Annotated in this window: 7 protein-coding genes and 2 tRNA genes; 7 read left to right on the forward strand and 2 right to left on the reverse strand. The window is 51.9% G+C overall.

Features of this window, described 5'->3' with window-relative positions; genetic code table 11:
• Window positions 1–105 precede the first annotated feature (105 nt).
• A tRNA-Asn gene (locus tag ACTZWV_RS07245) sits at window positions 106–182 on the reverse strand.
• A 35-nt stretch (window positions 183–217) separates the two neighbouring features.
• A tRNA-Asn gene (locus ACTZWV_RS07250) sits at window positions 218–294 on the reverse strand.
• A 539-nt stretch (window positions 295–833) separates the two neighbouring features.
• Here ACTZWV_RS07250 and ACTZWV_RS07255 point away from each other — a divergent pair.
• From ACTZWV_RS07255 to ACTZWV_RS07285, 7 genes are all read left to right on the forward strand, one after another.
• On the forward strand, window positions 834–2195 hold the full coding sequence (locus ACTZWV_RS07255; RefSeq protein ID WP_444785904.1) for an MATE family efflux transporter: 1362 nt from the start codon (window positions 834–836) through the stop codon (window positions 2193–2195).
• Window positions 2192–4189 (forward strand): excinuclease ABC subunit UvrB, encoded by a 1998-nt coding sequence (gene uvrB / locus ACTZWV_RS07260; protein WP_444785905.1) that lies wholly within the window; start codon window positions 2192–2194, stop codon window positions 4187–4189. Before ACTZWV_RS07255 ends, uvrB begins: the two co-directional genes overlap by 4 nt.
• 122 nt (window positions 4190–4311) lie before the next feature.
• Window positions 4312–5403 (forward strand): efflux RND transporter periplasmic adaptor subunit, encoded by a 1092-nt coding sequence (locus tag ACTZWV_RS07265; RefSeq protein ID WP_444785906.1) that lies wholly within the window; start codon window positions 4312–4314, stop codon window positions 5401–5403.
• 2 nt (window positions 5404–5405) lie between these two features.
• Complete coding sequence (locus ACTZWV_RS07270) at window positions 5406–8462, forward strand: efflux RND transporter permease subunit (protein ID WP_444785907.1); 3057 nt, start codon at window positions 5406–5408, stop codon at window positions 8460–8462.
• 1 nt (window position 8463) lies between these two features.
• The gene (locus tag ACTZWV_RS07275; protein ID WP_444785908.1) at window positions 8464–10257 is read left to right on the forward strand and encodes a M14 family metallopeptidase; all 1794 of its coding nucleotides are present in this window, start codon (window positions 8464–8466) and stop codon (window positions 10255–10257) included.
• Window positions 10258–10318: 61 nt separating this feature from the next.
• Window positions 10319–12241: a Cache 3/Cache 2 fusion domain-containing protein gene (locus tag ACTZWV_RS07280; protein ID WP_444785909.1), complete on the forward strand. Its 1923-nt coding sequence runs from the start codon at window positions 10319–10321 to the stop codon at window positions 12239–12241.
• A gap of 193 nt (window positions 12242–12434) precedes the next feature.
• Window positions 12435–12869, forward strand: a complete 435-nt coding sequence (locus ACTZWV_RS07285; RefSeq protein ID WP_444786275.1) for a CopD family protein — start codon at window positions 12435–12437, stop codon at window positions 12867–12869.
• The last annotated feature ends 1 nt before the right edge of the window (window position 12870 follow it).

A 12870-nucleotide genomic window follows, 5' to 3' on the forward strand; every position in this document is an offset into this window, starting at 1 on the left:
CTTACTATAGTTTTAGGCTCGCGCAATAGAAAGCTAATTAAATCAAAAAAATACTGAGAAATATATAAATTAACGGTGGGTAGCGGTAAAAACGCGTGCTATGGATGGCTCCCCAGACTGGACTCGAACCAGTGACCTACGGATTAACAGTCCGCCGCTCTAACCAACTGAGCTACTAGGGAATTGTACTACGGGTGTTGCTTTAGTTAACTGCTGTTGGCTCCCCAGACTGGACTCGAACCAGTGACCTACGGATTAACAGTCCGCCGCTCTAACCAACTGAGCTACTAGGGAACAGCATTCAACGGGGCGCAATACTAATGCCAGCTATACCCTCTGTCAACACTTTGCAGCAGGGATTTTCGCCATGTTGAATCACTTGCATATTGTTTAAGCAAAGCGCGCTTTAGTGCAGCAGTTTATGCTGAAAAAACCAGCGCTGTATGCGATGGTTTGGCTTTGTGGGCTAAAGCCATAGCGTGCGGGCACTACACAGAGTTACCCACAGAATCTGTGGATAACTCTGTGTGTTTAACGCGGGTTTCCTGGGGGAAGGCTTGATTCTGTTGACCTGGCAGTAGGTCAAGCAACTTGCGACGAAAATTTTTATCTATATAAAACAATGGGATAGTTATTTTGTGGCCGGCAAAATTAAATATTGTTTTGTTTCAAACTGGCACAAATTAAGCACGCCGGAATTGTGAACTGTTTTAACGGCAAATAACGCAACAAGGCAGACATTAATCGCAATAACGCGGCGCAGCACAAAATTAGCATGGCCCGCGCCGGCGCTTTTCTCTACAATAGCGCCACGCTTTATTTAGCCTGTATTTATGACCACTTCAGCCAAAACAGCTTACTCACTGACAAAAGACGATATTCAATCCACCCTGGTCGCCATGACATTGCCGATGCTGGTGGGCATGATCACCTTAATGACCTTTAACCTGGTGGATACGTTTTTCATCAGTATGTTAGGTACGGTGCAGTTGGCGGCCATCAGTTTTACTTTTCCGGTATCTTTTTCGCTGATCAGCTTGTCAATTGGTCTGAGCATCGGCACCTCAGCGGTGATTGCCAGAGCGCTGGGAGCCGGCCGCTTAACCGAGGCCCGTACCGACGGCCAGGTGGCGCTGGGCTTATCTGCCGTTCTGGTTGCCTTGCTGGCTGTGCCCGGTTACTGCTTTACCGTGCCGCTGTTTACAGCGCTGGGAGCCGGTAGTGACGTATTGCCCTATATTCGTCAGTATATGGATATCTGGTTTGCCGGTTCGGTGTTGTTAGTGCTGCCGATGGTGGGCAACGCCATACTACGTGCCGCCGGCGATACCAAAACGCCGTCGATTATTATGGCCTGTTCCGGTTTGGTCAATGCGGTGCTGGACCCGATCCTGATCTTCGGCATCGGGCCCATCCCGGCGCTGGGTATGCAGGGCGCTGCTATAGCCACAGTGCTGTCGTGGTTGTTTGGCTCTGCGCTGATTTTAGCCTTACTGATAAAACGCGACCTGATCAGCACCGGTTGGATCTCATTGCAGCCGCTGTTGGCTGTGTGCCGTAAAATTCTGCGCATTGGTTTACCGGCCGCCGGGGCGAATATGTTAACGCCGTTGGCGATGGCGGTGCTGACCGCCATTATGGCCAGCTATGGCGCTGAAGCGGTGGCGGCTTTTGGTGTGGGGGCCAGGCTGGAGAGTATTGCCTGTTTGGTGGTGTTAGCGCTGTCGATGACCTTACCGCCTTTTGTCAGCCAAAACTACGGTGCCGGTTTGCTGCTGCGGGTGCAGCAGGCTTATCGCTTGTGTGGCCGCTTTGTTATGCTGTGGCAATTTGCCGTGTATCTGCTGTTGGCGCTATTGGCCGTGCCGTTGGCCGGCTTGTTCAGCAATGATGCTGAGGTTATCCGCATTATTTGTCTGTTTATTTGGATAGTGCCGCTGTCTTATGGTTTGCAAGGCGTTATTATCTTAACCAATTCATCATTTAATGCCTTGCATCAGCCCGGCAGTGCGCTGATATTAAGCATAATACGGCTATTTGTGTTCTATGTGCCGCTGGCCTGGTTAGGTGGCACAATGTTCGGCGTTACCGGCTTATTTATTGGCTGTGTGCTGGGCAATATTTTTACCGCAAGCCTGGCATGGCGCTGGTTTAACCGCGCGGCACGGCGTTCACAGCAGGAGGCAGGTGTATGACAAGAGCATTTGAACTGGTATCGCACTATCAGCCGGCCGGCGATCAACCGCAAGCTATCGCCAAACTGGTCGAAGGACTGCAAGACGGATTGGCGCACCAAACCTTGCTCGGTGTTACCGGTTCGGGCAAAACCTTCACCATGGCCAATGTGATAGCAAAAGTAGATCGGCCAACGCTGATTATGGCGCATAACAAAACCCTGGCGGCGCAGCTGTATGGTGAGATGAAAGAGTTTTTCCCGCATAACGCGGTGGAATACTTTGTCTCTTACTATGACTACTACCAGCCGGAGGCTTATGTGCCTTCAACCGACACCTTTATTGAAAAAGATTCTTCTATTAACGAGCATATCGAACAAATGCGGCTGTCGGCCACTAAGGCGTTGATGGAGCGGCGCGATGTGGTGATCATCGCCTCGGTTTCTGCTATTTACGGCCTGGGCGATCCTGAATCTTATATGAAAATGCTGCTGCATTTAAAAGTCGGCGATATTGTCGATCAGCGTTTTATTTTGCGCCGTCTGGCCGAATTGCAGTACAGCCGCAACGATATCGAATTTCAACGGGCAACGTATCGGGTACGCGGCGATGTGATTGATATTTTCCCGGCCGAGTCCGACGACATTGCCGTGCGGGTAGAGCTGTTTGACGAAGAAATTGAGCGGATCAGCATTTTTGATCCATTAACCGGCTCGGTGGAAAAGGTGGTGACGCGCTACACCGTCTATCCGAAAACGCACTATGTTACGCCGCGGGAGAAAATCCTGGCTGCAGTAGATGAGATAAAAGTTGAACTGAAACAGCGGCGCGATGAACTGCTGGCCAATAATAAACTGGTGGAAGAGCAGCGCTTAAGCCAGCGCACCTTGTTTGATATAGAAATGATGGTAGAGCTGGGCTATTGCTCCGGTATCGAGAACTACTCACGCTACTTATCCGGCCGCGCCAACGGCGAGCCACCGCCAACCTTGCTGGATTATTTTCCGGCCGACGGCCTGATGTTTATTGATGAATCACACGTTACGGTGTCGCAAATCGGCGCCATGTATAAAGGCGACCGTTCGCGTAAGGAAAACCTGGTGAATTACGGCTTCCGGCTGCCCTCGGCGCTGGATAACCGGCCACTGAAGTTTGATGAATTTGAAGCCATAGCGCCGCAGCGGATCTATGTGTCTGCTACGCCGGCGGCATATGAGCTGGAGCAATCGGCCGGCGAAGTGATCGAGCAGGTAGTGCGGCCCACCGGTCTGGTTGACCCGGAAATTGAGATCCGCCCGGTGGCGACCCAGGTGGATGACTTATTATCTGAAGCCTTTATCCGCGCAGAGCGCAAAGAGCGGGTATTGGTGACCACCTTAACCAAACGCATGGCGGAAGATTTAACCGACTACCTGAGTGAGCACGGCGTTAAAGTACGCTATTTGCATTCGGATATCGACACCGTGGAGCGGATGGAGATTATCCGTGATTTACGCCTCGGCGTATTTGATGTGCTGGTAGGTATTAACCTGTTGCGTGAAGGCCTGGATATTCCGGAAGTGTCATTGGTGGCCATTTTGGATGCCGACAAGGAAGGCTTTTTACGCTCTGAGCGCTCATTAATTCAAACCATAGGCCGCGCCGCGCGTAACTTAACCGGCCGGGCGATATTGTATGCTGATCGTATTACCGGCTCTATGCAGCGGGCCATTGATGAAACCGACCGGCGCCGCGCTAAACAGCAGCAGTTTAATACCGAGCACGGTATATCACCTACCGCCATTAAAAAGAAAATTGCTGATGTGATGGACTTAGGCCAGGATGCTGCGCCGGCCCTGCCGTTGGTGGCAGAGAAAGTGCGGCTGATTAAAGGTAAGACGCCGTATCAGGTGGAGGCAGAAATTAAGCAGTTAGAGCAAAAAATGCTGCAACATGCCCGCGACCTGGAGTTTGAGCAAGCCGCGCAACTGCGCGATAAAGTGCACTTGTTAAAGCAGGCTCTGTTGGAAATTTAACTGCGCCTGATGGTGATTTTTACTGTTAGTGTACTGATTTTAATATTAAATAAGGCGATCTGTGCAGTTTTAGCTAAGCTGTAAAGGCGCCTTTGTTCTACTACTGTTTCAGGATGATAACTATGTTGCGTTTCCCGCCGGCAATCTTGCCGTTGTTTACTTCGCTGTTGCTGCTGTCCGCTTGCTCAGAGCCTGAATCTCACACTACTGCACCCCTGGTGCGACCGGTGAAACTACATCTGGTTGGCGCCGACGCCGCCGCTGCAGTACGCCAGTTTCCGGCCGTGGTAGAACCCACCGAGCGGGCTAATTTAACTTTCCGCGTTAGCGGCAAATTAGTACAGCTGATCGCCAGGCCAGGCCAGGCGGTGCAAAAGGGCGAATTGTTAGCACGGCTGGATGACACCGACTTTAAACTCAAGCTGGACCAGGCCCGCGCCCGGTTTGAACTGGCGCAAACCCAGTTTACCCGCGCCGAGCAGTTAGTGGCACAAAAGCTGGTGTCGCAAGCGGTATTTGATGAGTCTAAAGCGCAACTGCAAGTAGCTCAGGCCGATTTATCTACTGCCGAAACCGCGCTGAGTTACACCCGGCTGGAGGCGCCTTTTGCCGGCAATATTTCGCGCTTACTGGTCGAGAACCACGAAAACGTTGCCGCGCAGCAAGCCATTATGGAGCTGCAGGTACGCGATCAGGTTGATGTGGTGATCCAGGTGCCGGAAGATGTTATTTCCAACGTACGCAAAGATTTTGATTATCAGCCGGAGGTGGTGTTCGACTCCCATCCGCTGCAGCGTTACCGTGCCCGCATTCGTGAGTGGGACACCCGCGCCGATCCGGCCACCAACAGCTTTAAAGTGGTGTTTACTATGCCGACACCCACCGAATTTAACGTGTTATCCGGTATGACAGCCAATGTGATCGCTGAGGTCAGTAAAATTAACGCCGCCTATGTTGATGCGTTGTTTATTCCTGCCAGCGCGATTTTTATGCCGGACGATACCGCACTGGCATCGCAGCAAAGTTATGTCTGGGTGTATAACGCCGATAGCGGTGTCGTGACGAAACGTGCGGTAACTGTCAGTAGTTTAACCAGTGCCGGTGCGGCGGTAATCGCCGGTCTTAATGCCGGTGAACAAGTGGTCAGTGCCGGAGTGCAACAATTAGAGGAAGGCCAGCAGGTAAGGCCCTGGGTGCGTGAGCGGGGGCTGTAAGTATGAATGCTGCCCGCTATTTTATACAGTACCGCACCTCATCCTGGTTGTTTGCCGCTATTTTATTATTCGGCGGTATAGTGTCGTACTTTGGCCTTGGCCGGCTGGAAGATCCGCAATTTACCTTAAAACAAGCGCTGATCATTACCCAGTACCCGGGCGCGTCACCCACCCAGGTCGAAGAGGAGGTGACTTATCCGCTGGAAAATGCCATTCAGCAATTGCCCTATGTTAATCATGTGACCTCAGTGTCTACCGCCGGTTTGTCGCAATTAATGGTAGAGATGAAAGATACCTACCGCGCCAAAGAGTTAAAACAAATATGGGATGAGCTGCGCCATAAAGTAAACGACTTACAGCCGCAGTTACCGCCGGGCGTGCAACCGCCGCAGGTAAAGGACGATTTCGGCGATGTCTACGGCATTTTATATGCGCTGACCGGAGAAGGTTACAGCGATGATGAACTGCGCGACTATGTTGATTTCTTACGCCGTGAATTAGTGTTGGTTAACGGTGTCGGCAAAGTCGCCGTGGGCGGCGTGCAGCAGGAGCAGGTGATCGTTGAAATTTCCAGGCCGCGGCTAACCGCCCTGGGTATAGCACCGCAAACCCTTGCTGCGCTGTTGCAAAGCCAGAATATGGTAGCCAATGCCGGCTCAATTAAAGTGGGGCCGGACAGGCTGCGTATTTATCCCACCGGTGAGTTTCAATCTGTGACTGAGCTGGAAAGCCTGATTATCTCCAGCCCGGATTCAAAAGAGCTGATTTATTTAGGCGATGTGGCGCGGGTTTATCGCGAAAATGCCGAAGTACCCAACCAACTGCTGCGCTTTAACGGCCAAAACGCGCTGACATTGGGGGTATCTTTCAGCGGTGGCGTGAATGTGGTAGATGCCGGCGAGTTGGTACAGCAGCGCCTCGCTGAGCTGGAATACAACAAGCCGGTGGGTATTGAACTGCATACTATTTACAACCAGCCGGATGAAGTGGCCAACTCGGTCAGTGGCTTTATTATTAACCTGGCCGAAGCCGTAGCTATTGTTATCGTCGTGCTGTTGCTGTTTATGGGCTTGCGCAGCGGTATTTTAATCGGCCTTATTTTGCTGCTGACGGTACTGGGTACCTTTATCTTTATGCAGCAGATGCAAATTGAGCTGCAGCGTGTCTCGCTGGGCGCATTAATCATTGCGCTGGGGATGCTGGTAGATAACGCCATCGTAATCACCGAAGGTATTTTAATCGGTATGCAGCGCCGGCTTAAGCTGGCTGACGCTGCGGCGTTAATTGTTAAGCAAACGCAGTGGCCGCTGCTGGGCGCAACCATTATTGCCATTGCCGCCTTCGCCCCTATAGGATTATCCAGCGACGCCACCGGCGAGTTTGCCGGCAGCTTGTTTTGGGTGTTGCTGGTGTCCTTGCTGCTGAGCTGGGTTACTGCCATTACACTAACGCCGTTTTTCGCCAGCATGTTGTTTAAAGACAAGCTGCAACAAGACACTGAGCCACAAGAGTTGTATCAGGGCGTGGTATTTAACCTGTACCGTAAGATGCTCAGTGCTGCACTGCGTTACCGCCTGCTGACATACAGCGTGACGTTGCTGTTGCTGGTGCTGGCAGTGCTGGGGTTCTCTAAGGTAAAGCAGGTGTTTTTTCCGCCGTCTAATACGCCGATTTTCCTCGTCGATTTATGGCAGCCCGAAGGCACAGATATCCGCCACAGTGCCGCCGATGCAGTAACCCTGATGAATTATTTGTCATCGCTTGATGGCATCAGCCATGTCACCGCCACCAGTGGTCGCGGTGCAGAGCGCTTTATGCTGACCTATCAGCCGGAGAAAAGCTTTGCCGCCTACAGCCAGCTTATTGTGCGGGCAGAGCAGCGCGAGCAGTTGCCGGCATTAATGCAACAAACGCGCGAATATATCACTTCGCAGCTGCCGCGCCTGCAATATAAGCTGCTGCGCCTCGAAGTGGGGCCTTCAACGCCGGCAAAAATTGAAGCGCGTTTCAGCGGCGCCGATCCGGATATTTTGCGCAGCCTGGCGCTGCAAGCGAAAACGATCCTGCACTCAGATGGTCGTGCTGTCAGTATCCGTGATAACTGGCGTGAACGCACCAAGGTGATCCGGCCGGTATTTAATGAGGCGATGGCGCGTCGTGCCGGCATCAGCAAACAGGATATCGATGATGTGCTGTTAACGGCGATGTCAGGCCGTACTGTGGGTATTTACCGTGACGGCACCCATTTACTGCCGATAGTGGCACGCTCGCCGCTGGCCGAGCGCGACAATCCCGATGCATTGTACGATTTGCAGGTGTACAGCAATAAGTTGCAACGCTATGTGCCCATCACTCAGGTGGTTACCCGATTTGATTTGGTATGGGAAGATGCGCAAATTCAACGCCGCGACCGCAAAAGAACCATTACGGTAATGGCAGATCATGACAACTTATCCGATGACACCGCCTCCGCCTTACTGTCACGGGTAAAAGCCGATATTGAAGCCATAGCGTTGCCAACCGGCTACTTCCTCAGCTGGGGCGGCGAATATGAAGCGCAGCAAAAAGCGCAACAGGCACTGTTCAGCTCGTTACCGCTGGGGTATCTGATGATGTTTGTTATTACGGTGCTGCTGTTTAACTCCATGCGCAGCGCTTTAGTGATCTGGGCCTGTGTGCCACTGGCCATTATCGGTGTCAGTTTTGGTTTATTACTGCTGGGTGCGCCCTTTGGCTTTATTGCCTTACTCGGCTTTTTAAGTTTGTCCGGCATGTTAATTAAAAACTGTATTGTGTTGCTGGAACAAATCAAGCTGGAGCTGGAAGAGGGCAAGGCCGCTTTTAATGCGGTGTTTGACAGTGCGGTAAGCCGGGTACGGCCGGTGTCGATGGCGGCCATCACTACTATACTGGGCATGATCCCGCTGTTAGGTGACGAGTTCTTTGCCAGTTTGGCGGTGGTGATCATGTTTGGCCTGGGTTTTGCCACTGTATTAACGCTGCTGTTTTTACCGGTGCTGTACTGCAGTGTGTTTAACATCAAAACAAGTCAGGATTAATATGAGTAAGCTATTACCGCTGTTGTTAGCAACCAGCATACTGCTGCCGGCCCGGGCACAGACTACAACCGATTGGTTGCCGCCGCTACCGGCGTGGCAGGGCAACAGCGAAGCGCTGATTAAAAGCAAGGGCCAGCCCTGGGTTACCCCGGCTGAACTGACCGGGCTTAGCGACAGCCCGGATTACGCCGCCACGCTGAAATACCTGAGCGCCCTGGTAGATAGCTCAGATCTGTTAATGCTGCAGCAGTTTGGTGTCAGTGCGCAGGGCCGGCCGTTGTACGTGGTAAAGGCCAGCAGAGCGCTGCATAAAATTGCGCAAAATCCGCAGCGCCCGCTGTTGTTGGTGCAGGCCGGGATCCATAGTGGCGAAATTGACGGCAAAGATGCCGGTTTAATGTTGCTGCGCGATATTACCCAAGGTGACAAGGCGCATTTACTTGCCAATGCCGACTTATTGTTTATTCCGGTGTTGTCGGCCGACGGCCATGAGCGGCGCTCCAAAACCAACCGCATGAACCAGCGCGGGCCGCTGCAGCAGGGCTGGCGCTCAACGGCGCAAAATCTGAATTTAAACCGTGACTACGCCAAAGCTGACGCGCCGGAAATGCAGGCGCTGCTGGCGCTGATTAATCGCTACCAGCCGGATTTATATATCGATGTCCATGTTACCGATGGCGAAGATTATCAGTACGACATTACCTATGGTTTTAACGAGCCGTTTGCCGCTATCAGTGCTAATGGTGCCAGCTGGTTGGCAAAATTATACCGGCCGGCGGTGGATGCAGCGCTGATTCAGGCCGGGCATATTCCCGGGCCGCTGGTATTTGGCGTCGACAGCAAAGATTTCAGCAAAGGCATCAGCGGTTGGACCGCCAGCCCGCGTTTTTCCAATGGCTATGGTGATGTGCGCCACTTACCCACAGTACTGGTAGAAAACCACAGCTTAAAACCCTACCGCCAGCGTGTGCTGGGTACCTATGTGTTGCTGGAGCAAAGCTTAAAGCTGTTAAATGAGCAGGGAAAAGCACTGATTCTGGCGCGCCAGGCCGATTTGCAAGCCAGGCCAAAACGCATGGCGCTAAGCTTTAAAGCCAGCGAACAAGCCGATTTTATCGATTTTAAAGGCATCAGCTACGAAGTACGCCAATCAGCCATCAGCGGTGACAGCTATGTCAGCTGGACAGGTAAGCCACAGCTGTACCCGCAGTTGCCGCTGTACTGGGACAAGGTGGTAGATAAAGAAGTGGCCATACCGCAGGCGTACTGGATACCTCCGGAGCAGCACAGCGTGATACAGCGGCTTAAACTGCATGGTATTGAGCTTAGCGTATTGGATAAAGCGCAAAAGGTCACAGTGCAGCAGCTGAGCGCCACAGCATATAAATTTGCTGACAAACCGTTTGAGAGTCGCTTAATGCTGACAGAGGCCACTTTTAGCCGGGTTACGCAAAACCGCAACCTGGCAGCCGGCTGGGTAAAAGTCAGCACTGATCAGCCATTAGGGCGTTTGGCGGTGGCCTTGCTGGAGCCCACGGCACCGGATTCATTCTTTAGCTGGGGCTTTTTCCCGGGCATGTTTGAACGTACCGAATACTTTGAGCCTTATGCTATAGAGCCGTTAATAGCGCAAATGCTGGCAGAGCAACCGGAGCTGCAACAGCAGTTTGACCAGGCCTTAGCGCAAGACGAAGCGCTGCGGGCGAACCCGCGTGAGCGTTATAACTGGTTTTACCGCCAAATGCCGTTTTACGACCGGCAATACCTGAAGTATCCGGTATTAATTGAGCCCTGATCTCCGCTAAGCCGGATTGTTACCGGCTTTAACACTATCAATACCATGAGTGAGACACGTTATGACCTTACAAAAAACCTTTATTGTGTGGCTTACCGGCTTAGTTGTGGTGATCGCTATTGTGGTTTTAGCGCTGATCTCCGGCCGCGAGACAGATAAATTAACCCTGCAACTGGAGCAGGAGCGCACGCAGTTGGGGCGTGAGATCATGGCCTTGCTTACGCTGACCGATAACCTGATGTTGTCGCAGGTAAAAAGCAGCATGCGTCTGCTTAATCAGCGGATCAGCGAAAGCGGTGCTGTAAGCGTAGGGCCGCCGGTGGACGTCGCCGGGCGGCGTGTCAATGACCTGGTATTTAATGGTACCGGCCAGGCTAACCGCTTTGAGTTAGTGGATGCGGTAACCGCGATTATGGGTGGCACTGCCACCTTGTTCAGCCGCGATAAGGATGACTTTGTCCGTATTTCTACCAATGTGATTACCAACGACAAAAGGGCTATCGGCACTGTGTTAGATCCCAATGGCCTGGCTATTGCTGCCATACGCCGCGGTGCCGCTTTTTATGGCGTAGTGGATATTTTAGGTAACCCCTTTGTTACCGGCTATGAGCCGGTAAAGGATAGCAGTAATAATGTTATCGGCATCAGTTATGTGGGCTATCGCGCTGATTTAGAAGCGTTAAACCATCTGGTAATGCAAAGCCGTATATTGTCGCAGGGCTTTGTGGCTATTGCAGATCGCAGCGGTAAGGTGCGGGTACACTCTGACAATATTGCCGCTGAGGCGGTACAGCAAATTCTGGCAGGGCAAAACCAGGGCTGGCAACAACAGACACTGGAGTTTGCGCCCTGGGGCTATAAAGTGCATCTGGTGTATTCTGACGCGGAAAGAAACAGCCTGGTGTGGCAAACCCTGGCGCCGATTATTGCTTTGGTGGTGGTGTTTGGCATCTTGCTGATTGCATTAGTGTTTTTCCTGACGAAAAAAGTGGTGATCCAACCGCTGAACACCGTTAATGCCTCTTTAGCGAATATTGTTGAAGGCGAGGGCGATTTAACCGCCCGGCTGAACTTTGCCCGCAAAGATGAGATCGGCATTATGGCTGCCGGTTTTGATGCCTTATTAAGTCGTGTGCGGCAAACCATAGTGGATGTACAACAAGTGTCAACTGGGTTGAAACAATCTGCCGACACTATGGACCAGGCCGCTAAGCAGGTGCTGCAGAAAATTACCCGGCAAACGCGCGAAACCACAGAGATTGCCCACGCCATTGAAGAGATGACGTCTACGGCTCATGCGGTGGCACAGGGCGCTTTAAACGCCGAGACTGCGGCACAGGAGGTGGCGACGCTGGCAGAGCAGGTTATGCAGGTGGTTGAAAACACTGTGACGAATTCACAACAGCAAATGCAGGCGGTGGATCAGTCGGAGCATGCTATCGGCTCGTTAACCAAAGCCAGTGTTGATATAGCCAAGGTGCTGGAAGTGATCAGCAGCATTGCTGAACAAACTAATTTGCTGGCGCTCAATGCCGCCATAGAAGCCGCCAGAGCCGGTGAGCAGGGTCGCGGTTTTAGCGTGGTCGCCGATGAAGTACGCTCTTTGGCCAGCCGCACCCAGGCCTCCACCGGGGAAATTAAACAGATGATTGCCGGGTTGGAAACCGGGGTGTTATCGGTGGCCGAAATTAATGGCCGCTATAAGTCGACCGTGCTGGATAACGTTAAGTTTGCCGAAGCGGCGCGCAAGGCTTTGCATGCGGTGCAAGCAGCAGTAGAACAAATTAAAAGCCAGAATGCCGGCATTGCCAGCGCGGCCGAGCAGCAAAGCACTGTAGCAGAAAATATTAACCAAAAAACACGTCAAATTAGTCAGCTGGCAGAAGACAGCGCGCAGCAGTCTGAACTGACGCAGCAAACCAGCAGCGCGTTAATGCGCCAGTGCGAAACCCTGGTAACTATTTTGTCGGGCTATAGGGTGTAAGTTTGACGATGTTTTATATTGCTCTGTGTATCAGGGCATAGCTGGCCCGATACGGCTTGGCAAGGGAAAAATACGCTAATAAGCGGCAGATCTGAAATAATCTGCTAGTGTTAATTTTGTCGCTAAAAAATAACTTAATTAACATTTTTCTTATGGTAATACTTATTGTGTGTGAAGCTGCTGCCACGTGTTGATGCCAGGGTTGTTATTTCTGCACATATGCAGCCTGATAGTCTGGGCTGCAGCCTTATTGATCCTGCCTGTGCTTATTCAGCATTGTGACACTGAGTTAGCTGCTGCCGGCTATAAAGGGGTGGCTGTAGACCGGCTATGGTTTACCCGGTTAGCCAGCCCTGCAGCCTTACTGACGATAGTGTCCGGTACTGCAGTTTTTGTGCTGAGTCGCAATTTTGACAGCTGGCTGCTGATAAAGCTTACTGTGGTCAGCGTTTTGGTCATTTGTCATGTACTGGCAGGCTTGCTTATCCTGTATAAAAAACAACAACAAGCTACTGCGATCGGCGCAAAATGTTTAATGTTGTTTGCAACCATTATGCTGTTGCTGTTGTGCATTATTGTGCTGGTGCTGCTTAAACCTGATCAGGCTATGCTGTTATGGTTTTTCTGAT

Source organism: Rheinheimera sp. NSM (genome assembly GCF_052380015.1).
In the GTDB taxonomy this organism is placed as follows: Bacteria; Pseudomonadota; Gammaproteobacteria; order Enterobacterales; family Alteromonadaceae; genus Alishewanella.

Coding starts and splice junctions, on each gene's coding strand:
- ACTZWV_RS07255 (WP_444785904.1), top strand. CDS start 834: ATGACCACTTCAGCCAAAACAGCTTACTCACTGACAAAAGACGATATT.
- uvrB (WP_444785905.1), top strand. CDS start 2,192: ATGACAAGAGCATTTGAACTGGTATCGCACTATCAGCCGGCCGGCGAT.
- ACTZWV_RS07265 (WP_444785906.1), top strand. CDS start 4,312: ATGTTGCGTTTCCCGCCGGCAATCTTGCCGTTGTTTACTTCGCTGTTG.
- ACTZWV_RS07270 (WP_444785907.1), top strand. CDS start 5,406: ATGAATGCTGCCCGCTATTTTATACAGTACCGCACCTCATCCTGGTTG.
- ACTZWV_RS07275 (WP_444785908.1), top strand. CDS start 8,464: ATGAGTAAGCTATTACCGCTGTTGTTAGCAACCAGCATACTGCTGCCG.
- ACTZWV_RS07280 (WP_444785909.1), top strand. CDS start 10,319: ATGACCTTACAAAAAACCTTTATTGTGTGGCTTACCGGCTTAGTTGTG.
- ACTZWV_RS07285 (WP_444786275.1), top strand. CDS start 12,435: ATGCCAGGGTTGTTATTTCTGCACATATGCAGCCTGATAGTCTGGGCT.